This is a genomic window from Mucilaginibacter sp., assembly GCF_028288105.1.
In the GTDB taxonomy this organism is placed as follows: domain Bacteria; phylum Bacteroidota; class Bacteroidia; order Sphingobacteriales; family Sphingobacteriaceae; genus Mucilaginibacter.
In genome coordinates, this window is record NZ_JAQBOI010000175.1 from 1 (window position 1) to 26817 (window position 26817).

Genomic DNA, 26817 nt, shown 5'->3' on the forward strand with positions numbered 1-26817 from the left:
CTGCCGAGGCCTTTACCGCCCAGGATAACGAAGGCTGGAAACAACACCCGGCATCAATGAAAAACCAGGGCGACTGGGCTTTTGCATCGGGCATTAACCGCTTTGTGTACCATACCTTCCAAAACCAGTTCCTGGCCGATTCATTAAAGCCGGGGGCAACCATGGGGCCATATGGCGTTCATTGGGACCGCAGCCAAACCTGGTGGCCAATGGTTACCGGCTATCATAACTATGTTACCCGCAGCCAGTATGTATTACAGCAGGGCCGCACCGTGGCCGATGTGCTTTACCTAACGCCTGAAGGATCGCCGCTGGTATTCGTACCGCCATCTTCGGCAATGGTGGGCGGTGATACCATTGCCGATAGGAGAGGGTATAACTTTGATGGCTGTGCGCCCGGCCAGTTAATGAAGGCCACCGTGAAAGATCACCAGGTGGTATTCCCGGGTGGGGCAAGTTACAGGTTGTTAGTTTTGCCGGTATACGAATCTATGACGCCGCAACTATTGGCTAAAATAGGCGAGTTGGTAAAGCAGGGAGCTACTGTTGTGGGCAACCCGCCATTGCGTTCGCCAAGCCTTGTAGGCTACCCGGCCTGCGACGAAAGGATTGTTTCATTTAGTAAATTGATATGGGGAGCGGCAGTTATACCCGGTAGCATCACTCATCATAAATATGGCGAGGGGGTAGTGATCTGGGGCAAGCCTGTTAGTGATGATCCCGATAAATTGTACCCGCACTATGATCTTACAGCAGATATCTTAAAATCAAAAGGTGTTATTAACGATTTTACAGCAAACGGCGATCTGCGGTACACTCACCGCACCGGTGCCGGTTGGGATATATACTTTGTATCTAACAAAACCGATAAACCGGTTAATACGGTGGCGCAATTCCGCACCGTAATAGGTTCGCCCGAGTTGTGGGACGCGGTGATCGGCAGGACCAAAAAAATAACGAGATTTAAAAAGAATAACGGCAGCACATCCGTAGCAATACAACTGGACGCTTATGAAAGCGCGTTTATTGTTTTTGCAAAAGAGAACACCTGGCCATCAACAGGTATTGATACCAGTATTTATGCCAAAATGCTGCAAACATTAACCGGCCCCTGGGGAGTTAACTTCGACCCGAAATGGGGTGGCCCTGCAAGTACAACATTTGCCGAGCTAAGCGACTGGACTAAGAACAAAAATGAAGGGATAAAATATTACTCGGGCAAAGCGGTGTATCATAAGCAATTCGACCTTACCGAAGCACCCGCAGGAACATTGTACCTTGACCTTGGAAATGTAAAAAATATGGCCCGCGTAACGCTAAATGGCAAAGACCTTGGTATAGTATGGACAGCCCCGTGGCATGTAGATATATCCGGAGCGGTACGGGCTAAAAATAACGATCTTAAAATAGAGGTAATAAACCTATGGCCAAACCGGCTGATAGGTGACGAGAAAAAACCATACGATGGTATTGTTGACGATAAATGGCCCGAATGGCTATTGAAAGGTGAACCCCGCACCAGCGGCCGGTACACTTTCACGTCGACCACGCAGTACAAGGCCGACTCACCTTTATTACCATCAGGCTTAATGGGGCCTGTTACGATCAGGAAAAGTAATTATTAATACCACCAAATACTTATAAAAGTTAAAACAGGTAACACCACTATATAAAAATGATCAACAGCAACTTAACTATCGGGGTATTTGGAATAGGTTTAGATGTTTATTGGGAGCAATTTGAGGGGCTTAAAACGAGCCTGGAGAGTTACCTGGAAACATTGTGTTTGAAATTTGCCGATATGCCTGTAAGGCTGGTTAATGCCGGGATAGTTGATACCGTAGATAAAGCTTTTGAAACGGGAAAAAAATTCAGGCAGGAAGATGTAAATATCGTGTTCCTGTATGTTGGAACGTACGCACTTTCATCAACCGTGTTGCCGGTAGTGCAAAGGTTAAATGTACCTGTTATTATACTCAATTTATCGCCCGCAGACCGCATCGATTACGAAAGCTTTAACAACCTTAACGATCGTACCCAGATGACGGGTACCTGGCTTAAGTATTGCTCGGCCTGCCCGGTGCCCGAAATCGCCAATGTTTTTAAACGTACCGGGATTAAATTTTACCAGGTAACCGGTATGCTGCAACACGACGAGGAAAGCAATAAGGAAATAATTGAATGGGTAGAAGCCGCTAATGTTGCTCACATAATGCAAAACAACAGAATGGGCTGTATGGGTAATTACTACTCCGGAATGTTAGATATCTATACCGATCTTACCCTGCAGATAAAATATTTTGGCGGCCACTTTGAACATATCGAAGTGGAGGAGCTTACGGCTATTAAAGACAAGGTTACACAGAAAGAGGCGGGTGATCGCGTTGCTGAATTCCGCGAAAAGTTTGATATACAGCAAGATTGCCTGCCGGAAGAGCTATTAAGGGCCGCCAGAACATCAGTAGCGATGGATAAGCTCATTGCGAAATACCAGCTTGGATCGTTTGCCTACTACCATAAAGGAACAGGCAGCCAGGGTAACGAGGATACTATGAGCTCAATTATTTTAGGAAACTCGTTGCTTACCGCGAATGGTGTACCCGTTGCCGGCGAGTTTGAGATAAAGAACGCGCAGGCCATGAAAGTTATGGACAGCTTTGGTGCCGGCGGTTCTTTTACAGAATACTATGCCATGGATTACCAGGATGATGTAGTTTTGATGGGGCACGACGGCCCCGGCCATATTGCAATTGCCGAAGGCCGTACCAAAGTAAAACCACTGCAGGTTTATCATGGTAAGGTTGGGCAAGGGCTTTCTGTTGAAATGACCGTTAAATGTGGCCCGGTTACCTGCCTTTCTATTCTTGAAAAAGGTAACGGCGAGTTAATGATGCTGGTAGCAGAAGGCGAATCAGTGCATGGGCCAATTCTTCAAATTGGTAATACCAACAGCAGGTATAGGTTCTCTGTAGGTGCACGTAAATTTGTTAACGATTGGAACAGTTACGGGCCTGCGCACCATTGCGCGGTAGGTATTGGGCATATAAGCAGTAAACTCGAAAAATTATCTGCAATATTGGGGATGGACATGGTAAAGGTTTGTTAATCAGGCATCAAGGTTCTTCAGGTAGTTTGCCGAGGCAAGTATGCGTCGCCGGTTAATCCCGGGAGGCAGTTATTTATTATAAAATAAAGTATTAATGAAAAAAAATTTAAGGCGTACTATTTTTCTTTTGTCCGGTATATTATTGCTCGCTGCTTGTATAACTAAAAAACGCCTGTCCGTTAAACCTCCCGATCCGTTAGCAACATTGGAAACAGGGTTTGCAACAGTTCCTGATTCTATTCAAACAAGTATTTATTGGTACTGGATATCTGATAACATATCAAAAGAAGGCGTTATCCGCGACCTTGAATCTATGAAGAGGGTTGGCATCAACCGGGCGTTTATTGGAAATATTTGGCAGGATAATGTCCCCGCAGGAAAAGTAAAGATATTTACTAATGAGTGGTGGGATATTTTGCATGCCGCGCTAAAAAAAGCAACCCAGCTAAATATTGAGATAGGCATATTTAATAGCCCGGGCTGGAGCCAGTCCGGTGGCCCATGGGTTAAACCAGAGCAATCCATGAGATACCTGGCATCGTCAAAGCTTACTGTAAAGGGCCCGGTTAAGCTTAATAAAATGCTAAGCAAACCCGAAGGCGAGTTTCAGGACGTAAAACTAATTGCCTATCCGGTTAATGCTGATTTTGCCATGGATCTGCGTGATTATAAACCTGTAATCACTGTTACGCCGGCAATTAAGGGCATCAGCAAGATCATTGATCACAATGATACCACCGGTGTAGTTTTTGGATCAGATACTTCTTACGCGATTGATCTTAAGGTTCAAAAACCATACACTGTACGAAGTTTGCTTATCACGCCAAACCGCAATACAATGACCTTTTCTGGAGATGTACAGGTTAAAAAAGATGGTATTTACACTACGGTGAAACATTTTACGGTAGACCGCAGCAATAGCGAGTTAAATGTTGGTTTTAAACCATACGGGCCGGCTGTGATCAGTATTCCTGCAGTTTCCTCAAACAGCTTTAGGATCTTATTTAACAAGTTTTCCTCAAACAGCGGTATTGCTGAAATAAAACTGTCGGCGACGCCCATGGTTGAGAATTATATCGAAAAAACATTGGCTAAAATGTGGCAAACTCCTTTCCCGTATTGGAATGCCTATCAATGGGCGGCACAGCCCGTGGTCGATAATAATGATTTAGTGATAGACCCTTCAAAAGTTATTGATATATCCGAACACATGAAGGCTGATGGCGAGTTAAACTGGAATGTCCCGGCGGGTAATTGGGTTATCGAGCGCACCGGAATGTCTCCCACAAAAGTTAAGAACGCACCTGCTTCAATAGAAGGTACAGGTTTAGAGGCAGATAAAATGAGCAAGGAACATATTAAAGCTCACTTTAATGCTTATTTGGGCGAGATAATAAAGCGGATACCTGCGGAAGACCGGAAAACCTGGCGTGTAACTGTAGAGGACAGTTATGAAACGGGCGGCCAGAACTGGACGAATGGTTTTGTGCAAAAGTTTGCAAAGCACTATGGATATGACCCTACACCCTTTATTCCTGTATTGCAGGGAAGCGTTGTAGGGAGCGAGGAAATGTCTGACCGTTTTCTGTGGGATCTGCGCCGCTTTATTGCCGATAACGTAGCCTATGAATACGTTGCCGGTTTGCGGGAGATCAGCCATCAAAATGGGCTTACTACCTGGCTGGAAAATTATGGGCATTGGGGCTTCCCGGGGGAGTTCCTGCAATATGGCGGGCAGTCGGATGAGATTGGTGGCGAGTTTTGGAGTGAGGGAAGCCTGGGCGATATAGAGAACCGGGCGGCATCGTCGGCTGCGCATATTTATGGTAAAACTAAGGTCTCTGCCGAGTCATTTACCTGTGCTGGCGGGCCTTATTCCCGTTATCCGGCGTTGATGAAACAACGTGCCGACCGCTTTTTTACAGAAGGCATAAACAATACTTTGATGCATGTATACATCAGCCAACCGTATGAAGACAAAGCACCGGGGTTGAATGCTTTTTTTGGTAACGAGTTTAATAGACTGAACACCTGGTTCTATGATATGGATATATTTCTACAATATATCAAGCGTTGTAACATGATGCTGCAGCAGGGTAAGTATGTAGCCGATGTTGCCTATTTTATAAGTGAAGACGCACCGAAAATGACAGGTGTACAGGATCCTAAATTACCTTTCGGGTACTCGTTTGATTATATTAACGGTGAGGTTATCAAAACCAGGCTCACCGTAAAAAACGGGAGGTTAGTTTTGCCCGATGGAATGAGCTACAGTATCCTGGTGCTACCGCAATTAAAAACCATCAGGCCCGAACTATTGCTAAAACTAAAAGAGCTGGTTATGCAAGGGGCGGTGGTTTTAGGCCCAAGGCCGGTAACATCGCCAAGTCTGCAAAATTATCCTGCGGCAGACAAGCAGGTAGCCGCGCTTGCTGATGAGCTTTGGGGCAAAATTGATGGTAAGGTTATTAAAACCAATGCTGTTGGAAAGGGAATGGTTATCAGTGGAATGAACATGCAGGAGGCCCTGGATCTGATAAAGATCAAACCTGATCTTAAAATCACGCAAAGCGATTCGATATTATTTATCCACCGCGACTTAAATGAAGGTTCTGTCTACTTCATTTCTAACCAAAAAACGAAAACGGTAAAAATTGAACCGGAGTTTCGCATTGTCGGTAAAGTTCCGGAGTTATGGGACCCGGTGAGCGGGAGCAGAAGAAGTCTTAATGCTTATACACAAATTGACGGTAAAACCATTGTTCCACTGGAACTTGCGCCGATGGAAAGCACATTTATTGTTTTCAGAAAAAAAGCCGATTCACAAACCAAGTCAACCCCGCCGATAAATTTTCCTTCACCATTAAAGGTTTTACTGATCAACACACCATGGTCAGTTCTGTTTGATAATAAATTACGAGGCCCTGTTGCCCCGGCGGTATTTAAAACGCTTACAGATTGGTCAGTTAACCTTAATGACAGTATCCGTTTTTACTCGGGGCCTGCTCTGTATAATAATACTTTTCAATGGAAAAAGATTAAAAAGGGTGAACAGGTATTTCTGAATTTAGGAATGGTTAACGTAATAGCTAAGGTTAAAATTAATGGAGTGGAATTAGGTGGCGTTTGGACGGCGCCTTATAAGATCGATGTTACCGCCGCCCTTAAAAAGGGAAAAAATGTGATAGAGATTAAAGTGGTAAACACATGGGTGAACCGGCTTATTGGTGATAGTGGGCTACCGGTGGCTGAGCGTAAGACATGGACAATTTACAACTCTTACAACAGGAAAAGCGAACTGAAAGCATCTGGTTTGTTAGGCCCGGTAAGCCTCGAAACTGTCAATCTTAATTAACATTACCTCCATATATGAAGCTATAAACCTATTTTCTTAAATCAGCAATGAGGGGGGTCTTGCAGGTAACCTGGTCGGTATATAAGTCTAAATCAACACCGGCTAATACTTCCAGGTGTTTTAGCTCGTAACCGAGTACGCTCGTTATTTGCTTTTTTTTATGACTGACAAACAGGCTACTTTGTTCACCTGAAAGCGGTTTCACCAGCAAAAATTTCAGCTCCACATGTAACTCCTTGTTGGTAATCAACTGGATCTGGAAGCGGTCAACATCCTGTAAAACTTCCTTGAAATCTTCCAGGGAATAATTGCTTTCATATAACGAAAACGAGCCCGTTTCCCTTGTTTTCAATTCCAGGTACTTAATACCTTCTTTTGTAATTAACCGGCCTATATCGCCCAGGTTATAACGGAAAACCGGGAAGCGTTTACGAAGCAGGTTGGTAACAATAACATTGCCAAACCCCTCTGCGTCGGGTTCGGCAATTTCTGCAATTATGCCATCGATAATTTGGAACATAGATGGATTGCCGGAATAATCTGACCAGGCCCATATCCCGGTTTCTGCCGATCCGTAGATCGAATAAATGTTTTGGGTGCCAAAATGATCCTTAAACCCCTGCACGTAAGACGGAAGCAGAGACTCGCCGGCAAACATCAGGTTTTTAATGTGCAATTGCTGCGCATGTTTTTTTAAATACTGCGCGAAGAGAAAGAGTTTAGAAGGGGTACCCAATATAAAATCAGGTTTAAACTGCAGCGCCGTAGCATAGGCGTCTTCGTATTTTATATTGGCACTTACCGCGAGGGTTGTAGCCTGGCATTTTTCGAGGATGTCATCGAGGATGGCTGCTGTGCGGTACATATCCGCGTATCCGAACACATTTAGCGCCACGGTGTGCGGAGAGAATACATTGCCCGCAGTAAGCGCGTTGGCCAGTACTCGTCTTTGCTCCAGGTTCTCGGCGATATCAACAGGGAACACCAATGGCTTTTGGGTAGAGCCGCCCGAACGTACCAGGTAGACGCCCCGGTCTTCCTGGTGAAGATCAAAATGAGATTCCAATTGCTGTACCAGTGCCTTTTTGCTAAGTACGGGTGCGTCACTATAATCTGGGAAATCGTTATAAAATTGTTTAAACAACGATGACGCCCGGGCTACCTGGTAATAATCATATAGCGCTTTATCAGTCATGTAGTGTGTTGTGTTTAGGGTTTTGAGATAGCCGCCTTAAAATAATATAGCCAACATATTGAGGCAGCAATGAGGAGTGATATAAAACAAAGAGTGCCTTTTGCCTTGCAGATTGCAGGCTGAATATCGAGTGCATATACCACCGTTTGCCAATCATACCCATTAGCAGCCTATCGTTGATATCGTTGCTTTTTTTGTACCGCTCGATCACTGGCGGAAGGGGGATCTCTCTGAAATGTGTATAGCTTTTGCGCGATAAGCTGCCCTTAACTTCCCTTACGCGAAGCAGATCCCCGGTAAGCAGGCCAATTTTTCCTGTTGTTTCCGCATGGATGTTCTTAAGCACCCGGTACCAAAAATCTATCCCCTCGTTTAAAGAAGACTTAACGTGGTACTGTATCGGCCTGATCCATTTGCTTTTAGTGATCACGTTGCTTCCTACACCCAAAATAAAATGAGGTGAAGTAACTGCTTTAAGCGGATCTTTCAACAAGTATAAGTTTTTCCCCAGCGGTTGCAGATATCTTAGCAGCGCATCCGTGTCCGGATATATTTCGCCACCCGGAATGAATTTCATTCCCAACACTAAAAGATCGAGTTGTTCGGTGCTGAACATACGATCGGCCACCGAAAGCAGATGCGGATGATAAAGATCATCCGCATCTAAAAAACTGATCAGTTCTCCGCTTGCACGGGCCATGCCAATATTGCGGGCATGGCCCGGACCGCTGTTTTCCGTAAGTTCAATCACCTCTATACGGCAATGCCCGAAAGAATCAGCGTACTCGCGCAGGTAATCTTTTGCAACAAACAAGCTGCCGTCTGTACTGGCATCATCAACAATAATAAGTTCATCCGGCTGTTTTGTTTGCATCATTAACGAATGCAGTGTTTCGGTAATGTACTCGGCCTTGTTGAATAATGGTATTACAACAGAATGTGTCATACAATTATGCTTTTAACACCATTGGAGGGAAAATAACCGCCCGCCCGTTGTGTACATTCACTACACAGCCTGCGGCTCCCCTAAATAAGCCCGGCCCGAAAGAGCGGTCATTATAACATAACAGCATACCCACAATATTGATATCCGGGCTTTGCATATAATCGAACTGCTGTTGCTGAACATATTGCTGAACCATGTATTCCGGCCATCTATTATCAACAACATTTGCCCATGTTTGGGGAGTGCATTCATCTTTTACATAAATATCTATGCCCCGGCCTCCGCTGTTTTGCTTCAGTAGCCAATTTTGCTTTGAATGGATAACTTCTTCGCGTTTGGCTGCCTCACTAAGCGTAAAGGTGGGGATAAGAAAAGGACGTAAAAACTGGTAATCTTCTTCCGAAAGATAATCGGCCATGATAGATTCATCATACAGGGCAGCAAGCACCCGCTTATCATGCACCAGCATCAATGTTCTTACATCATTAAAATAGGTCCCGTTACGAATTATATGGTGCAGAACATCCGGCGAGAACTTTCTCAGCTCCTCACGGTCCATTTCCAGTATAAACTGCGAAACCGCCTTGTCGTTAAGTGTAACCCGGCCGTTATGAAGCTTGAGATCAGTAGGGGAAGCAGATATGGAGGCTAATCCCTTTTTACCGAATTCGTTTAATAGGTTAAATACCTCCGTTCCCTTTTCGTTATCGTGCACCAAAATTACCGGCTCGCTTGCATCGAAAGTATCAAATAAGATTTGCAAAAACTCCAGTTGCCCCGGTACGGCCTGCAATTCCTTTCGGGGCATCACCTCCAAATTACTGCAAATAAGATTAAGGTAGTAGCTGATCATCCACCCGTTGATTGGGTAGCGCGCGCCGATTTCGCAGATCCTGGCCTGTCCGTTTTCGTCCTGTAAAAGGTCGGGCCGGTAAAGGCCAACGGTGTAAGGTATTTCTGCAGCTACCCTTAAAATGCTTTCCATCTCTTCATCCAGGTCATATATCGCCCTTATTCGCTCATCAGTAAAATAAGCGGAGACAATATTTACCAGCGCGCAGTTAAGTACCTGGCATAAGCGATTCATTTGTGCAAGATAATGCGGCTTTACTACCACAGGCACAGCAGAAAAGGTGTCGCCCTCAAAGGGTAATTTGCCATAATATTGGGTCATCAGCTGTTTCAGTAGGGTCCCATCAGTAGCTTGGTCTGGATAGAAAAGTTCTCTTGTCATATTAAACAGCTTCCGCTAAACTGTCAACACCACTCAAACGTGAGCTTATGGTTTCCATTACCAGGGCTTTTTTAGTTAAGTAGTCCGATACGATTTGTTCCAGGTCATAATCTTCCAGGTTCACATCCATCGCTTTAATAAAATTCATAATAGAGCTTACCGCGTAAAAGAAATGGTTCTTTTCTGTAGGCCCGCAATGTACGGTTATCCATGCAAGGGTATTTTTAGTGTCGGTTGCAGAAAGATCAAACTCAGCCTTAAGCCACTCTGTAAATTTAGGAAGGATGAATTCAACTTCGCCATGCGTATAAATCTCGTGTACAAGCGTGGTTAGCAAGCCTATCAGCAGATCTTTATCTCTTAAAGAGTTACGATCCTTCCAGGCTTTAAAGCTCTTGGCGCTTTCGTCAAGGTATCTTCTGGATAACCATTCGTCGTCGCCGCATATATTGGTCGCCATGGCGTAAAATAGATCTGAGTGCAAAACTTTCCCTACAACGGCCAGATCTTCATCCACAATGCGGTTTAGGTTGGCTACAGATCGAAATAGTTGCGTCTCATCCGCAACAGGGATGTTTTTATGGATGAGCATGGTCATCCGGTTACTTAACCCGGCTACGGTTACAGCACTGTTGTTGGTTTGGCTCCAGCTATGGAAGAATGGCCTTAAACGGTCCGGATCTGGCGTTGTGGATGTAAGTAAACTAAAGCTGTTCTCAATGGTCGCGAAGTTTTCTGACTGCATAGGGAAATACTTGATCAGTTGTTGTTTCAGGGGGGATTCAGCCATGCCATCAAGCACGGGGAGGATGATAGAAAGTAAATTTGTCATTAGTGTAAGGATTAGGCAAGTGTTTAAGTGATAAAATGTTAATTAATGCTGATAATTTCACCGGCATCAATGTAAATCTCCTTAAAGTATAGGATAATCACGTCCCCTTAAATGTCTTATTTACGAGGGTAAAAACGCCCTTTTTATAACCTTTGTTTTTCTTCTTTTTTGTGAAAGCTGGGGATAATGATAACGTTCATCGGCATCGCTTAACCCCAAGGTAAAATATTGGTCTACACGATTATAATCAGTCAGTCTAAAAAACATCGATGGAATTTTGATATATCATAAAAAGATTTCTAAATTAGATTAGAGTTATTTCACTGTAATCCAGCCATTTCTAATTATTTCACAGAAATTCAATATCGAATTAACGTTAACTGAAATAACATCTAAACACTAATTAAATTCATTTATCGGTTAAGGGAATTGCACAGCGGCCGTGGTAATATTTTAATGGAACTTTTCTTTTTTGTGCTATCTCTGGCAAACCCCTTTCATAAACATGCACAGGCAAAAACGAGTTTAAAGGCACAGGCATATGCATACATTACAAGCTCAATCATCAAAACAAAACGGCACTGATAGCAAGATAAAAGTGGCGGACAATGCATTTAAAAATTCAAACATCAGCCCATCAAAATCTACTGATGTTAAAAGGGGTTTTTTCAGGCAGAATAGTTCAGGATTTAATTTTGGTAAAATCCACATCAATGTGCCGGTAACTTCCACGCCAAAATTAACTGTTAATCAGCCTAATGATATTCATGAGCAGGAGGCAGACGCGGTAGCAGAAAAGGTAATGAGTAACCCCGGTACTCATGCTGATAAAGGGTTCGGTTTTCTGTTTAGCAGTAAGCCTGCAGAAATTCAGAGAAAATGCGCTGAATGTGAAGAGGAAGAAAAGAAGCTTCAAAAAAAAGAGTCGGGTAATAGCGCCACGCCGGCATATGATACTGTAAACCAAGCCTTGCGGTCCCCGGGGCAATCGTTAGATACGTCTACGCGTAATTTTATGGAGTCTCGTTTCAGACATGATTTTAGCCAGGTTAAGATTCATACAAATTCAATTGCCGCAGAATCAGCAAGGAAGGTAAATGCACACGCATATACTGTAGGAAATAATGTAGTATTTGCCCAGGGCCAATATACACCAGATACAGCTGCCGGCAGGAAGTTGCTTGCCCATGAGTTAACCCATACTATACAACAAGCCCCGGCTGGCAGATCTGCGTTCCAGTCGAAACTAAATATTGGAGCCATAAATACGCCGGAAGAAACCGAAGCCGAACATGTTGCTGAACAGGTAGCTAATGGTGCAGTTAACCCTGTAACACAAATTTCAGCTGTACCGGTTCTAAGGCGTCAGCCTGTTGATTCATCAAATACTTCTGGCACATCAGAAGCGGATTTTACGACTGAACAAAAACGCGGAGGGCAACCAAGGGCAGCCTTCATTGACGCCGGAAAACGTGGAGAGGACAACGTTAGGATCGCCATTACCCGGTACCTTTGCAACTGCGATTTAAGAAATGTTACGGAAAAGCATGCAAACGCACAGCTTCGGCCAGATACCGGGTTCACGCTTGAGTTTTGCCGGGGAAGGGTTGTAGCTACACTTGATGGCACTTTAAAGCCCAGCGGCCTCACCAAAGGCGACGTCACTGTTCGTGGCGATATTAATATTGCGCCGAATAAAGGCGGCGTTGGTGCAAATATTGGCGTTGAAGGAGGGGTTAGCAATACCGGTTCAGAGCCGCAAATTCGTGGCAAAGTAGACCTTAGAATAGGTAATGACAAGGTACAGGGGGGCTTAAGCGGCGAAATAACCAAAGGATTAGATACCGGAAAGATCGATACTGATATTACTGCGGGAGTAAAGGTGGGTAAGTACACAGTAGGCGTTGACGTTAAAAATGTACAGGATAAAAACCGTCAGATCATACCCGTTTTGCAGGGCGATCTTCCGGGGCAAACGATAAGTGATAAAACTTGCCAGGAATGCAGGTGCCCCGTAGTATATGAATGCCGTGAGGACATACCGCCGCGCGACTACGAAGAACCGGTAACCTATGAGGTTAGCGAAACAACTCCGTTGCGTTATTATTTTAGCCTGGATACAGCAAACGACACGACGGATCCGGTACTTAAGGCTCAATCGGTTCAAATGCTTGATGAGGTTGCCCGGCGCGTAAAAGCCGGTGCCAAAATAGGATCTGTAATGGGCTACGCTTCGCCTGAAGACAACCGCGACAGGCCAACCCCAAATGAGCAGCTTTCCATGTCACGGGCCAAACATTTGCGTGATCTGCTGGCGCCTAAATTAGGGGCAAATGTTCAACTCCCCGAACCTGAACCAGGTGGTGAACTCCTTGGACGCACCGCTTCCATTTTACCTGGCAGTGACCTTGCTGATGCTATTACGGAGGTGGGTTTTAAAGGCCCCGAAGAAGTGACCAACTTTTTGGTTGGAGATGATATAACAAATGCACAACTGGCTGATCAATTCCTTGCGTTACTTCAAAACAAAAAAATGCAGGATCCGGCCGCCCGTCTATCTCTTTTTGGTATCGATGCCGGTTCCCCGGCTGCACCACGGTTACTAACCGCGATCGACCGCTTTATAGCCAGTAAGGGAAAGGGCCGACGCCCATGGGAGAACATCTTTGGTTACCTCAGGTTTGCTACCGTACAATTGATTGAAACACACCCCGAAACTTACATGGACAAAAAGAGTACAAGCGGTTCACTAAGCCCAACCCTCATGGATGATGCGAAATGCAAACCCTATGCGCGGCAGGCAGAGGATAATGGAAGTTTTGGCCCTCATGAGCCAAAACCTAAAGATAAGTCATCATGCCGGGACAAAAGTGGCAACAATGGATCTATTGGCCAAAAATGCGATTACAATTAACTGGAAAAAAATCAACTGTATTCAAAATGATCTTTACTTAGACCTCCCGATGCACTAATTTGACCGGTTGTTCTTTAGCGCTTTTTGCTCCAGTATGTATCCGGCAAATCGCCTTCATATTCAAAACGGGGCCTGTGGGGTCTCTTCGTGAGATAGGTCACTAATAGGTCATCAGAAGGATGCTATATATTGAATATTTTTTGGGCAGATCTATAAACAAAAAACGTCTTAAATGCATCATTTAAGACGTTTTTGAATTGTTTGATATATGACAAGCAAAATAGCTACTTTTAGCTATTTTTAGGAAATGATATATTTATTACCTTAGAATACAGCGCATTCTGCAATGAGCAATAGGACCAATTAGCCACTACTCTATATTCGCAGCATTTCAATTAAACCTTTTAAGCTGGATATGAAAACACGCCGGATGTGTGTTTATTTTTAAAGGTAGATCAGCCATGAAATAAGTCGAATTTTCATCTTGCAACTACTACATGGCTTAAATATTTTTTTAATCAATTTAAAGAAAGAAGTTATGTTACCGGAAGACAAAATCACTCAACTGAAACAAACCCTGCGCGGGAGGTTGATTCAGGCTCATGATGAAGATTATCATACTGCACGCAAAGTGTATAATGGTATGATAGACAAATGCCCCTTGTTGATAGCTAAATGTGCAGATGTAGCCGATGTAATTGCGACAGTAAATTTTGCAAGAGAAAATAACATACTTACGGCAATTAGAAGCGGCGGCCACAATGGCGGCGGCTTGGGTATATGCGATAATGGATTGGTGATCGACCTCTCGCAGATGAAGGGTATTAATGTTGACCCTGCTGCTAAAACGGCATGGGTTGAAGCGGGCTGTACTTTGGGGGATGTTGATCATGCTACACATGCATTTGGCCTGGCTACCCCCAGCGGAATTTTTTCTACCACAGGAATAGGTGGTATCACGCTGGGCGGAGGCCTTGGGCACCTTACGCGGCATTATGGCCTTGCCATTGACAATCTGCTTGAGGCAAATGTAGTACTGGCCGACGGAAGCTTTGTAAAGGCCAATGATACAATCAACAGCGATCTTTTCTGGGCGCTTCGCGGCGGCGGTGGTAACTTTGGAGTGGTTACTTCTTTTGTATTCAGGTTGCATCCTCTAAGTATAATATATGGCGGGCCAATGCTGTGGGAATTGGATGAGGCGGAAGATGTGTTAAGATGGTACCAGGACCTGATTAAAAGTGCTCCTGATGAGCTTAATGGGTTTTTCGCTTTTCTTTGTGTTCCTCCCGGACCTCCGTTTCCGGAACATTTGCATGCAAAAAATATGTGTGGCATAGTATGGTGCTACAGCGGTGACATGGAAAGAGCTGAAAAGGTTTTTGAACCAATCCGTAATTTTAGAAAACCTGCCCTCGATTTTGTGGGGCCCCTTTCTGTTCCGGCATTAAACAGTATGTTTGATGCACTGATGCCGCCTGGATTAAACTGGTATTGGAAGGCTGATTTTGTAAACGATATAGGTGATGAAGCTATTGCTCAACACTTAAAATATGGAGGAAAATTGCCTACATTGCTTTCAACTATGCATCTGTACCCAATTAATGGTGCTGCTTCCAGGGTAAGTAATAAGGATACCGCATGGAGTTATCGTAGCGCAACATGGGCCATGGTAATTGCAGGGATAGATCCAGATCCGGCTAATAACGATAAGATCACCAAATGGGCAAAGGATTACTGGGAAGCATTACATCCTTATTCGGCTGGTGGTGCTTATGTAAACTTTATGATGGAGGAAGGCGAAGATCGGGTTAAAGCGACTTATGGGGATAATTATGAAAAATTAGCTTCCATTAAAGCAAAATATGATGCAGCGAACTTGTTTAGGGTAAATCAGAATATTAAACCCGAGTTACATCTCGGGGTATAATTTTTAATTGACGATTGAAACTCAAGACTGCCTGTATTATATTGTTCATTACATTTTTAATCCTTCTTTTCTAAAAGGGGTTTTAGGTAATTACACGAGTGGATATTGCTTGGTTAAACTTAATATTAAATTCAAGTAATCTGCATGTAAATCGGCACAACACCGGATTGGTAGTTCTTAGCGAGGAAATGCTGAATAATCTCTGATATGCTAAAAACAAAAAAGCTTGCAATTATTTGATTTACAGGCTTTTGTTCATTTTTAATGATGTTATCAGCGGAGAGCTAGGGTTTTGAACCTAATGCGTTTGCCCCGGATGGACAGCTGGCGATCTGGCCGATCAGTTGCTGACCTGTCAGTTTTTGCCAATTCCACTTTAGATCTGCTGCTGGACGAAGATAATGGAACCTGGGAGATTTCCGGCAGAGGGCAATTACTAAGGTTTTACCGGATAGTATCGTAGCACCGACTTTCATAAACGACCAAAATGTGTTTTCGCAGAATTTGAAGGAACGATCATGGTCCATAGTAGCACTTTTTACGGAAATCGGCCCATATGAAGTAAGTTATAATAATAAACCGCGTAACCAAAAATTACAGGCATTATGAATTTCCAGATTAATAAAAAACATCGTATGATTCATGATTATATTTGTTCCGTTTGCAGTGTGTTACCACAAGTTAACTTTTAAAAATTTGGAATTCGAAAAACATTATACGAATAGAAGTGGATGGCTGCGGGCTGCTGTTTTGGGCGCGAACGATGGTATCCTTTCAACCACAAGTATAGCGATCGGGGTCGCTGCGGCCAGTGATACAAGAAGCCCGATCATTTTGGCGGCGTTAGCCGGATTAGTCGCAGGTGCATTATCAATGGCAGCAGGTGAATATGTTTCAGTCAGTTCACAGTCTGACATTGAAACTGCAGACTTAGACAGGGAAAAGAACGAACTGGAAACAATGCCTGATATTGAACTAAAAGAACTTGCTAAAATATACCAAAAGCGCGGTCTGGACAGCGTACTGTCTATGGAGGTAGCCGAACAGCTTACAAAGCACAATGCGTTAGAAGCTCATGCCAAAGACGAACTTGGAATTAACGCAATCTCGCAGCCCAAGCCATTGCAAGCTGCTTTAGCATCAGGTGCATCTTTTATATTGGGTGGGCTTTTACCTTTTTTGGTTTCGTTGTTTGCTCCGGTAGGCATGATGGTTATTTTGCTATATTCTTTTGCAATTGTATTTCTTGCACTATCAGGCGGAATTGCCGCAAAAGCCGGTGGCTCAAGTGTGGGAAAAAGTATAATAAGGATTTGCTTTTGGGGAACCATAGCAATGGGCATTACAGCCCTTATAGGTTATTTGTTCGGCGTAACGACAGCATAAATACAACATTGCAGATTAAGCAGATCTGATACTGCTTACTTAAGTGCCCTGCTACATGCCTGAAAGTATAGGTGTCATCGCTTAGGCTCAAATTATTCACCAGTACAAGCGTTGCAGGAGCATAGGATTTATTATCCTTGAAGGAGAATGTAAAGTGAGCCACCGGGCTATCATCGGGTGAGATGATTAATGTTTTTCTAAGTAAGGTTTTTTATCTCCCTTTAAAAGCGGTGAGTATCACCTCATAACTTCCCGGAATCTGCATTGCCGCAAATGGCAAAGCCGCAATTTGACTGAAACTCACGGAGGAAATGACCGGCTGGCTGCGATCATGCTTTCTTTATCCGTGTGTCAGACAACCGGCTCGTAAGCATCCGGGTAATCATTCAGGAGCACACTGAAAAACGAGATGCCGGTCAATGGTTCGGCTATATCAAGTATCGCCGTAGTTCCGGTATCCACGGCAGGGTGCCGGCAATGTGCCCTTCTGCGCCGTACCCGCGGGTAAGGCGTGAGTGAAGTTTATGAAAAAATAAATTAAAAATCATCTATTAAATTAACAACAGGTGATCAAAGTTTATCAACAACTAAGGGTAAGTTGTGTTTTAATATACTCCTCCATGTGCGCGTGTTATGCGGCTGCCTTATCTGGTATTTCACAACACATATAACTTAATTTTTAGGATCTGTAATCTCTATATCAAACTCAAATTATAACAAATGAAAAGAAGCTCTACAAAACTTTATTTAACACTTGTAACTATTATGTCGATGTTGGCTTCATGCTCCAAAACTGATGATAATTACAATTATAAGGATATGCCCACGTCAGTAGAATTGCCTATAGCTGCGCATGCAGGCCCGGGAATGTTTGATAACGGTGGTTTTAAATTTAATATAGCCAAAAGCATCAGTGATACCCCGCAGCCTCTGACAACAACAGTGCTTTTATCGGCCACAAAACCCCTTAGTAAAGATGTAAAAGTTACGCTCAGCGTGGACAACGGAGCTATCGCTGCTCTTAACGCCACACACAGAGCCCTTTATACTGCAGATAGTTTGGCTGCTGTGAAAGCTGATACAGATTTGCCAAGTTCAGCGGATTTTAAGTATGAAATCTATCAAAGTCTTCCGGCCGATGCTTACAGTTTGCCAGGTACAACTGTAACTATCCCTAGTGGGAAAACTACTGCTGACTATGTTATAAGTTTAATTACATCCAAACTAACGCTGGGTACTAAATACATGCTGCCGATAGCCATTACCGATGCGCAAGGAGAAAAGATCAATTATTATAGTACGGTTTATTATATAGTAGGTATAAAAAGTGACTATGAAGGGGAGGCGAAGGCTACGGGATCGATCGCTTTTCCTGATCCATCCATAGACAGATCATGGACAGGCAGGGCAAAAACATTGACAACCGTAAATGGCAATACTGTTCGTACAGAAGCGGCTGATTTGGGAGGCAGCAACTACTTTATGTGGCTAATAGTAAATCCCGATAATTCTGTTACCGTTATCTCTGCACCGGGCGCGGCTAATCAAAGTATACAAGTGAATGGCAGCTGCACGTTTGACCCGGCTACACGCACTTTTATACTTAATTACAAATATGTGGGTGGAACAGGAGATAGAAGAATATCGGAAACTATTAGACTCGATTAAATCTATCAATGATAATTGAGCCGCTTTAATCTAAAGCGGCTTTTTTTGTGACATAATGTTATTATAAAATCGTGTAATCTCTTTGCAATGGAAAATGTAAGAAAAAGAAGTTATTGTTAAATAATTATTAATATTTTAGTAAAAACATTGCCATCTCTGATGAAACAAGGCGTACAGCTTACTGATTGCAAGCTACTTGAACTTTTTACAAACGGTAACGATGCTGCGTTCGCAGAAATTTATAACAGGTATTGGAAAAAGCTGATTGCATTATCGTACAGTTATACCAAAGATAAATTTTTAGCAGAAGAAATAGTACAGGAGGTTTTTGTTAGCCTGTGGAACAGGAGGGGTGTAGTTAAGATTGAAACGCTGAGCTCTTATCTGGCAACTGCTATTAAATTTTCGGTATTTAAAAACATCTATACTAAAAACCGGCACGAAAGGCTTTTAGAGCAGATGCCAGCCAGCTCTATTGCAGAACTGCCGGAAGACCTTGTCCACGCAAAGTTTCTTGAGGAATATGTAAACGGCCTTGTTGAACAATTACCCGAAAAGTGCCGGTTGGTCTATAAATATAGCAGGCAAAAAGGCCTCTCGCCTCAAGAGATAGCTGAAGAAATGAACATCGCCAAAAAAACTGTAGAAGCACACCTCACTAAAGCGCTTAAGATGCTTCGTCTAAATCTTAAAGAAATGATGGTGCTCATAATTGTCCTCAAACTACGCTAATTCCGTTAGGCAGTTAAAATAACACATTATTTATATTTCTTGTCCAAGGCTAAGGGTATACCCTTAATTATAGTACTTCTTATTAATTGCGCTTATAATGGAAGAATTAAGAAGGAGCTCTTTAATAAAGAAGTATATAGATGGCACAGCTACCCCGGCCGAGCGGGAGGAGTTATTATTATGGTACAGGCAAAAAGGTAATGAAGGTAACAGCTGGCCATACTTAAGTGAATTGGAGGAAAATGAAGCTAAAAAGCGAATTTTTAAACAGATAAAACACCAGGTTGATACCATTCAGCATAAGCCGCACCGCACTCGTACCGTTTTAATAAAGATGGCTATAGCAGCCTCCGTAATTGGAGTAATGTCCTACTTTGCTGTTTGGCGGTTTAATCAAAAGGAATTTCAACCAACCTTAATTACGACAAATACAAAAGCCGGCGAAAGAAAAAAAATTCAACTAACTGATGGATCTGTGATCTGGCTAAGTGCCAAAAGCGCACTTACCTATCCCGCATCATTTATAGGCGCAACCCGTGATATCACGTTTTCAGGTGAGGCCTTCTTTGATATAGCCAAAGATAAACAGCATCCTTTTATAGTTCACACAGGCAATACAAGCACCAGAGTGTTAGGCACAAGTTTTAACATAACCGCCTTAAAGGATCGCGACGATATTACTGTAGCATTGATAACAGGAAAGGTGTCTTTTACAGCCAGTAAAACATCGTTATCACTTTTACCTCATAATCAGATTATTTATAACAAGAAAACTAAGGTATCAACTTTGCTGCCTATACCGGACATGAATGTGGTTGTTGGCCGGCATAATGGTTATTATGAGTACAAAAATATCCCCACTAAAGATATCGCAGAAGATATTAGCCGTTTGTATGGCATGAATATAAAGGTGATTGGTAATGTAAAAAACTGCACTTTCTTCGGCCGGATAAAGCCAGGAGAAAGCCCTGCCCAGTTCTTAAAAAAGATGGCGTTTGTAGTTAATGCTACGTTCATCAAAAAAGATAGTCTATGGATCATTAAAGGAGGAGGGTGTAATTTGAATTAACGATACCCACCCACCTAAAAAGCAGTAACGCCCGTGCGAGGGGCGCTACTGCTTAAAAACATCACAGCAAATAGCTATACCTAACGTCGTAAACAAGGGTACCAGCTAATTTTTAACGTTTTATTGAAGTGAATATATGAAAAATTATGTATCCCATAATAAGGGACGCAAGTATATGCTTTTTATGAAGATAAGCACTGTTATACTAATAATGTTAAGCAGTTCAACCATCTTAATGGGAGCACGCCGGGCGGATGCACAGGATGTATTGAAAAAGCACATCACCGTTAATTTGAAAAACAGTTTGTTAGTGGAAGCACTGGATAATATATCGGCTGTTTCAGGCGTAAAATTTACTTACAGCGGTGCGGTAACCAACAGCAAAAGCCGCGTGTCTGTAAAAGTTGTTGATCAGGAATTAGGCAGGGTATTGAACAAAGCCTTACACAACACATCTTATACCTTTATGGTACTTGATGATGAGATACTAATAAGGTACCAGGAAAAGGAGGCTGTTGCCATATCAAAACCAGTGCAACGTATTGTAACGGGTAAGGTGGTCGACGAAAAAGGAGAAGCGTTACCAGGCGTTACAATCAGAGTTAAAAACACCACACGCGGGGGAATCACAGACGCATTGGGAAAGTACCAGATTCAGATAAACGATGATACGGAAACGCTTGTCTACGCTTTTATCGGTTATCAAACCCAGGAGGTAGTGGTAAATGATGCTAAAGTTATCGACATTAAAATGTTACCAAACCCGCAAAACGAGTTGAAAGAAGTAGCAGTAGTAGCTTATGGTACCCAGCGTAAAGTGAGTTTGGTTGGTGCGCAATCAACCGTAGATGTGGCAGAATTAAAACAGCCTGTAGCAAATATTTCTACCTTACTGGCGGGCAGGTTATCAGGTATTGTTGGTGTACAACGTTCGGGCGAGCCTGGTAGCAATAGCGCTGATATTTGGATTCGGGGAATTTCAACCTTTACCAATAATGCCACAGGGCCGTTGGTATTAGTAGACGGCGTGACAAGGTCAATAAATAATCTGGATCCGCAGGATATTCAGTCATTTACCATATTAAAAGATGCTTCAGCCACAGCTGTTTACGGTGTTAGGGGTGCAAATGGAGTCATACTGGTACAAACCAAAAGAGGCAAGGCAGGTAAGCCAAAAATTGACGCCGACTATTACGAAGGCTTCACTGCATTTACCCGTGTGCCTGAGATGGCTGATGGTATCACTTACATGAACGCCGTTAACGAAGCCAACACTACAAGAGGGGGCGTTGCAAAGTATTCACAACAATACATTCAAAATACCCAGAACAAGGTTGACCCGCTGCTGTATCCGAACATAAATTGGATGGACGCTGTATTTAAAAATACCAGCCGTAACAGAAGGGCAAATGTTAACATAAACGGCGGTGCACCTAATGCCCGTTATTATATATCGGCAAGTTATTATAACGAAGGCGGACTCCTGAAAACAGACCGGTTGTCCACTTATAACTCTAATATAGATTATACCCGTTACAATTTTACCAGCAACGTTGACCTCGATGTTACTAAAAGCACGAAGGTGGCTTTAGGTATACAGGGGTATGTTAGTAAAGGCAATTACCCTTCCGTGTCGTCTGGAGATATTTTCCAGCAGGCGATGATCGTATCGCCGGTAGTGTTTCCGATTGAATATCCCGGTGGTTTTGTACCGGGTGTAAATCCTAACGGCGATCAGCGTAACCCGTATGCCGATCTTACGCGCAGAGGCTACAGTACAAATTTTGAAAACCAGCTTTATTCAAATATTCGGATAACGCAGGATCTGGGTTCTATTATACAAGGGTTAACTTTCAATACTTTATTTGCATTTGACGCTTTCAATACTAATAGTATCACGCGCCAAAAGCGTGAGGATACCTGGTACCCTGATCAAAATACACCGTACAATGCAGACGGTACCTTAAATTTGGTAAGAACTTATACAGGGCAGGGAAACTACCTGAATTTCGGCGCCGGTAATAGTGGCCGTAACAAAGTTTACACAGAGTCCTCTTTGAATTACGACCGTGCATTTGGCAAGCACCGCATAGGCGGGCTTATTTTATTCAACCAGGAAGATGAATCAAGATTTCCGGCAGGCGACTTTACCACCTCTATTCCATATCGTTTACGCAGTTTAGCCGGTAGGGCTACCTACTCTTATAACGATAAATATTTTGCTGAGTTCAACGTTGGTTACAACGGATCGGAAAACTTTGCTCCGGCTAAACGATATGGATATTTTCCGGCATTTGGCTTAGGATGGTTAGTATCACAGGAGAATTTTTTTGAACCGATAAAAAACACCATATCGTTCTTCAAAATTCGTTACAGTAATGGTATCGTAGGAAGTGCGGATATTGGCCTTGGCCGCAGGTTTGGTTATTTAACACTGTTATCAGATGGAGCACCCGGCTATACATATGGTCAAAATAATACCAACAGCTATAATGGTATTAACGTTACTGATTATGGTGTTGACGTAACCTGGTCAAGATCGCATAAGCAAGATCTGGGTTTTGATATCCGCGCATTTCACGAAACCTTCTCTTTAACCTTTGATTTGTTTAAGGAACACCGCAGCGGTATATTCTTACAAAGGGCAGCAGTACCGGGTTATGTAGGTTTATCATCTGCACCATATGCCAACCTTGGTATTATTAATAATAAAGGTTTTGATGCTACAGTTGAGCAACGCCTAAGCATAGGGGAAACGGTAATTAATTTGCGTGGTAATGTTACCTATAACAAAGATGTGGTTGTTGAAAATGACCAGCCATCTCCAAAATATCCGTGGAATGATCAGCGTGGGCATAATATTTTGGCCGACTTTGGTTACATAGCAGAAGGTTTATTTACAAGCCAGGAAGAAATAGACAACAGCGCAGTACCCGGATCGAAACAAAGTATTCGCCCTGGCGATATCAAATACCGTGATTTAAATAATGACGGAATAATCAACGCTTATGATAAGACAGAAATAAGCAAAGGCGATGTCCCTTTTTTAACGTACGGTGTTGGCTTTAATGTTGCTTATAAAGGGTTTAGTCTGGGCGCCTTTTTTCAGGGCACGGGCCATGCATCCCGGTATATTTCGGGTAATGCCATACAGCCTTTTGCAACAAATGGTGGTATAAGTAACGCTTATGCAAACATAACCGACAGGTGGACTGAGGCAAACCCAAGTCAAAACGTGTTTTATCCGCGTTTAGCTTACGGCGATGGGGACAATACTAATAACACACAGCACAGTTCGTGGTGGGTAAAAGATGTGCAGTTCATTCGCTTAAAAACACTTGATTTTGGGTATACCTTCCCTAAAGCTGCCTTTAGCAAAATAGGTATGAGCAATGCCCGCGTATATGTAATGGGGTATAATGTGTTTACGATAAGCAAGTTTAAGCTATGGGATCCAGAATTGAATACCGGCAACGGTACAACATACTCCAACGTTAAAACCATCTCGTTAGGCATTAGCGCTCAATTTAATTAACGGATTAACATTTATTAAACGATAAAATGAAACGAATTTTAATAGTTGCTACTGTAACCTGCATGCTAACAATAAGCTTTTCGTGCAAAAAAGGCTTTCTTGACCAAGTGCCTGATGACAGACTAACCCTGGATGAAACATTCCGGAACCGCAACACTGCAGAAAAATTCCTGGCAAACGTTTACTCGGCCATACCTGATGAAGCGTCGCAAAGATTTCCGGGATCAGATAACAGTATAGGTGAATGGACAGGCGGCTCCGACGAGGCAGAGTATGACTGGGGCTTTGTACCTACACAAAATATTAACAACGGTACATACGATGCATCAAGCGGATTTATAGGCGGTTTTTGGACAACCTATTATCGCGGCATCCGCTCTGCAGGCATATTTATGGATAATGTTGATAAAGTATCTGATTTGCCCAGCTCGTTAAAAATCCAGTACAAGGCAGAGGCACGTGCTTTAAGGGCCATATATTACTTTTGGCTGATGCGCATTTATGGCCCGGTTGTAATTACCGGCGATAAAACAATTGCACCGGATGCTTCATTTGCAGATTTACAGTTACCCCGTACTCCGTTTGATGAGTGTGTTAATTATGTAACTTCAGAACTGGATGTAGCGATGGCTGATTTGCCCTTAAAGGCTTCAAACGCCAATAACTATGGTCGTATAAACAAGGCCTATGCTATGGCTATCAAATCGCAGGTATTACTTTATGCTGCCAGCCCTTTATTCAACGGTAATAGTGATTATAGCTCAATGGTTAATGCTGATGGCAAAAAACTCATCAGCGATCAGTACGACGCAACAAAATGGAAAAAAGCAGCAGATGCAGCCAAAGCATTTATCGATCAATTCGTTCCCACACAATTTGACCTTTACAGGGTAAACGATGCGAATGGTACCTACAACCCCTACCTGTCATGCAGGGATGTGATGCTGGTTGATTGGAACAAAGAAGTAATTTACGCACGTATTGATGCAGGCATCACTAACAGGGCTTATGAGCTGACACCATACCATTCAGGCTATGCTGATGAAGTACGTGGAAGCGGTGGTTTAGGCGCTACTCAAACCATGGTTGACGCTTATTTTACTGAAAACGGCCGTTCTATTGATGATCCGGCTTCCGGCTATGTAAAAACCGGTTTCTCAAATTTCCAGGCACCGTATGATGACAAAGCCAGGAACACTTATAACCAATGGACAAACCGCGAGCCTCGCTTTTATGTAGGCATTACCTATAACGGCAGCAAATGGCTGAATACAAATAGCGGCGACGTGATCACTGAAACTTATAATACAGGTAATTCAGGTAAAAAAACCGGTGGTAACGATTATTCGCCAACAGGTTATATAGTACGTAAAAACATTGTAACGGGCGATTGGAGACAAGGTGGGCGCTCATGGGTAATGCTAAGGCTTGCCGAAATCTATTTAAATTATGCGGAAGCTTTGAATGAAGCAGAGCCGGGCAATGCAGACGTATTAAAGTATGTAAACGTCATCAGAAACAGGGCTGGGATACCTGAATATGGTAGCGCCGATTTGCCTGTGCCGGCTGGTCAGGCTGCCATGCGGGAAGCTATCAGGAAAGAACGCAGGGTAGAACTTGCGTTTGAGAACAGCCGCTTCTTTGATACACGCCGTTGGAAAATTGCTGAAGTGACTGATAACGGGCCGTTCAAAGCCTTAAATATCAGTGCCAACCTGCCTGAGTTTTACAACCTGGTTACTTTCGAGAACCGTGTATTCACCAAAAGACATTATTTGTATCCTATCCCACAAAAAGATGTTGATAGTGACAAGCAATTAGTTCAAAATACAGGCTGGTAATAACATCTGGTAATAACATAAAGTTGAGGGAGTTTCTCAAACGTCCCTCAACTTTTTTAAATATATACATCTACAATTGCCACCTCAAACAGGTGAAGCAAGCTAAATTCTCTTTTCAATATGACTTTAAAGACAAGTGTAACACTATGCGTTGTGTTTTTTGGCGCAGCAATACAGAGTTCGTGCAGTGAAACCCTGCTTCGCAACCCTAAAGCAACAGTTAAGGTAACTGATACTTTAAAGCAAGGTGCGCCACCATCACAATGGAAAGAACATTGGTTTGAACATGATCTTACCGTGTCTCGGACCTTTTATGACAATAATGCTGCTATTTACTACGATCATAATATGCCGCAGAAGATAACCTGGCCAAATAAGGTAATATCTGATGCCTGGGCTTACGTTAAAAAAACCTATGGGGGCTTTGGCGACTCTACCAGGGTGTATGCCATTTTCCATAAAGTTGTAAACGGAAAGCTTGGCGGCGGGCATCCTGCCTCATACTTCGACGAAAGCCATGACTACCGTAACGTTATCGATTGTGGATTAGATGACTGGAGCAAACCAACCGGCCAGCAAATAGGTATGCCCATTCACGAACTGGGCCATATTGTATGCGGTGCCAGCCACGGCGTAAAGGGTTCCCCTTCAGATGCATTATGGGGAGACAGTAAGTTTATGGAAATCTTTATTTATGATGTTTACCTGCACATTGGTTATGAAGCCGAGGCGGCCAAGGTGTTTGAGGAAATGCAAACCAAGCGCGATAGCTTTCCGGCTGCAAATACGCAATGGTTCAAAAACTGGTTCTATCCAATTTATGACAAGCATGGCAAAGCCGCCGTATTAAATAAATATTTTGAACTGCTTGCTAAATACTACCCTAAGAAAAACGGAAACGAGTTTGACCATGACCTTAATTGGGGTGAGTTTGTTCACTTCTGGAGCGGTGCATCCGGCGTTAACCTTAAGGCCCAGGCAACCACAGCCTTTGGCTGGAAAGGCGAATGGGAAGGCCAGTTAAAGAAGGCTCAAAAAGATTTTCCGGCAGTGAAATATTAATTTCCTTAAACA

Annotated in this window: 16 protein-coding genes; 12 read left to right on the plus strand and 4 right to left on the minus strand. The window is 43.1% G+C overall.

Going from position 1 to position 26817, the window contains the following annotated elements:
* The 3 genes from JWQ85_RS12045 to JWQ85_RS12055 form a co-directional block, all read left to right on the plus strand.
* On the plus strand, nt 1-1625 hold a 1625-nt coding region (locus JWQ85_RS12045), incomplete at its 5' end, for a glycosyl hydrolase (RefSeq protein ID WP_299468237.1).
* A gap of 50 nt (nt 1626-1675) precedes the next feature.
* A complete protein-coding gene (locus JWQ85_RS12050) occupies nt 1676-3106 on the plus strand; it encodes an arabinose isomerase (RefSeq protein WP_299468239.1) in 1431 nt (476 codons plus the stop codon).
* A gap of 94 nt (nt 3107-3200) precedes the next feature.
* The gene (locus JWQ85_RS12055; RefSeq protein ID WP_299468241.1) at nt 3201-6461 is read left to right on the plus strand and encodes a glycosyl hydrolase; all 3261 of its coding nucleotides are present in this window, start codon (nt 3201-3203) and stop codon (nt 6459-6461) included.
* A 28-nt stretch (nt 6462-6489) separates the two neighbouring features.
* Here JWQ85_RS12055 and JWQ85_RS12060 read toward each other — a convergent pair whose 3' ends face one another.
* The 4 genes from JWQ85_RS12060 to JWQ85_RS12075 are packed head-to-tail and all read right to left on the minus strand — an operon-like array spanning nt 6490 to nt 10668.
* Nucleotides 6490-7656 (minus strand): hypothetical protein, encoded by a 1167-nt coding sequence (locus JWQ85_RS12060; protein ID WP_299468243.1) that lies wholly within the window; start codon nt 7654-7656, stop codon nt 6490-6492.
* Entirely contained in the window at nt 7649-8602 is a 954-nt protein-coding gene (locus JWQ85_RS12065) for a glycosyltransferase family 2 protein (RefSeq protein ID WP_299468245.1), read from the minus strand. The genes JWQ85_RS12060 and JWQ85_RS12065 overlap by 8 nt, the downstream gene beginning before the upstream one ends.
* Before the next feature lie 4 nt (nt 8603-8606).
* The gene (locus JWQ85_RS12070) at nt 8607-9836 is read right to left on the minus strand and encodes a hypothetical protein (RefSeq protein ID WP_299468247.1); all 1230 of its coding nucleotides are present in this window, start codon (nt 9834-9836) and stop codon (nt 8607-8609) included.
* 1 nt (nt 9837) lies between these two features.
* On the minus strand, nt 9838-10668 hold the full coding sequence (locus tag JWQ85_RS12075; RefSeq protein WP_299468249.1) for a hypothetical protein: 831 nt from the start codon (nt 10666-10668) through the stop codon (nt 9838-9840).
* 541 nt (nt 10669-11209) lie between these two features.
* On the opposite strand from JWQ85_RS12075, the gene JWQ85_RS12080 reads away from it, so the two are divergent.
* From JWQ85_RS12080 to JWQ85_RS12120, 9 genes are all read left to right on the plus strand, one after another.
* Nucleotides 11210-13582 carry a DUF4157 domain-containing protein gene (locus tag JWQ85_RS12080; RefSeq protein ID WP_299468250.1) on the plus strand — a complete coding sequence of 791 codons (2373 nt, stop codon included), beginning with the start codon at nt 11210-11212 and terminating at the stop codon, nt 13580-13582.
* A 538-nt stretch (nt 13583-14120) separates the two neighbouring features.
* A complete protein-coding gene (locus tag JWQ85_RS12085; RefSeq protein WP_299468252.1) occupies nt 14121-15512 on the plus strand; it encodes an FAD-binding oxidoreductase in 1392 nt (463 codons plus the stop codon).
* 642 nt (nt 15513-16154) lie between these two features.
* A complete protein-coding gene (locus tag JWQ85_RS12090) occupies nt 16155-16898 on the plus strand; it encodes a VIT family protein (RefSeq protein WP_299468254.1) in 744 nt (247 codons plus the stop codon).
* Nucleotides 16899-17618: 720 nt separating this feature from the next.
* A complete protein-coding gene (locus JWQ85_RS12095) occupies nt 17619-18566 on the plus strand; it encodes a DUF1735 domain-containing protein (protein WP_299468256.1) in 948 nt (315 codons plus the stop codon).
* 159 nt (nt 18567-18725) lie between these two features.
* Nucleotides 18726-19298: an RNA polymerase sigma-70 factor gene (locus JWQ85_RS12100; protein WP_299468258.1), complete on the plus strand. Its 573-nt coding sequence runs from the start codon at nt 18726-18728 to the stop codon at nt 19296-19298.
* Between the two features lie 97 nt (nt 19299-19395).
* Entirely contained in the window at nt 19396-20367 is a 972-nt protein-coding gene (locus tag JWQ85_RS12105) for a FecR family protein (protein ID WP_299468260.1), read from the plus strand.
* A gap of 184 nt (nt 20368-20551) precedes the next feature.
* Nucleotides 20552-23902, plus strand: a complete 3351-nt coding sequence (locus JWQ85_RS12110) for a TonB-dependent receptor (RefSeq protein ID WP_299468262.1) — start codon at nt 20552-20554, stop codon at nt 23900-23902.
* 26 nt (nt 23903-23928) lie between these two features.
* Nucleotides 23929-25743 (plus strand): RagB/SusD family nutrient uptake outer membrane protein, encoded by a 1815-nt coding sequence (locus JWQ85_RS12115; RefSeq protein WP_299468263.1) that lies wholly within the window; start codon nt 23929-23931, stop codon nt 25741-25743.
* Between the two features lie 120 nt (nt 25744-25863).
* Entirely contained in the window at nt 25864-26805 is a 942-nt protein-coding gene (locus JWQ85_RS12120; RefSeq protein ID WP_299468265.1) for a hypothetical protein, read from the plus strand.
* Nucleotides 26806-26817 lie beyond the last annotated feature (12 nt).

Bases quoted from the DNA above. Each gene is read 5' to 3' on its own strand.
- JWQ85_RS12050 (WP_299468239.1), top strand. From the start codon at position 1,676: ATGATCAACAGCAACTTAACTATCGGGGTATTTGGAATAGGTTTAGAT.
- JWQ85_RS12055 (WP_299468241.1), top strand. From the start codon at position 3,201: ATGAAAAAAAATTTAAGGCGTACTATTTTTCTTTTGTCCGGTATATTA.
- JWQ85_RS12060 (WP_299468243.1), bottom strand. From the start codon at position 7,656: ATGACTGATAAAGCGCTATATGATTATTACCAGGTAGCCCGGGCGTCA.
- JWQ85_RS12065 (WP_299468245.1), bottom strand. From the start codon at position 8,602: ATGACACATTCTGTTGTAATACCATTATTCAACAAGGCCGAGTACATT.
- JWQ85_RS12070 (WP_299468247.1), bottom strand. From the start codon at position 9,836: ATGACAAGAGAACTTTTCTATCCAGACCAAGCTACTGATGGGACCCTA.
- JWQ85_RS12075 (WP_299468249.1), bottom strand. From the start codon at position 10,668: ATGACAAATTTACTTTCTATCATCCTCCCCGTGCTTGATGGCATGGCT.
- JWQ85_RS12080 (WP_299468250.1), top strand. From the start codon at position 11,210: ATGCATACATTACAAGCTCAATCATCAAAACAAAACGGCACTGATAGC.
- JWQ85_RS12085 (WP_299468252.1), top strand. From the start codon at position 14,121: ATGTTACCGGAAGACAAAATCACTCAACTGAAACAAACCCTGCGCGGG.
- JWQ85_RS12090 (WP_299468254.1), top strand. From the start codon at position 16,155: ATGATTATATTTGTTCCGTTTGCAGTGTGTTACCACAAGTTAACTTTT.
- JWQ85_RS12095 (WP_299468256.1), top strand. From the start codon at position 17,619: ATGAAAAGAAGCTCTACAAAACTTTATTTAACACTTGTAACTATTATG.
- JWQ85_RS12100 (WP_299468258.1), top strand. From the start codon at position 18,726: ATGAAACAAGGCGTACAGCTTACTGATTGCAAGCTACTTGAACTTTTT.
- JWQ85_RS12105 (WP_299468260.1), top strand. From the start codon at position 19,396: ATGGAAGAATTAAGAAGGAGCTCTTTAATAAAGAAGTATATAGATGGC.
- JWQ85_RS12110 (WP_299468262.1), top strand. From the start codon at position 20,552: ATGAAGATAAGCACTGTTATACTAATAATGTTAAGCAGTTCAACCATC.
- JWQ85_RS12115 (WP_299468263.1), top strand. From the start codon at position 23,929: ATGAAACGAATTTTAATAGTTGCTACTGTAACCTGCATGCTAACAATA.
- JWQ85_RS12120 (WP_299468265.1), top strand. From the start codon at position 25,864: ATGACTTTAAAGACAAGTGTAACACTATGCGTTGTGTTTTTTGGCGCA.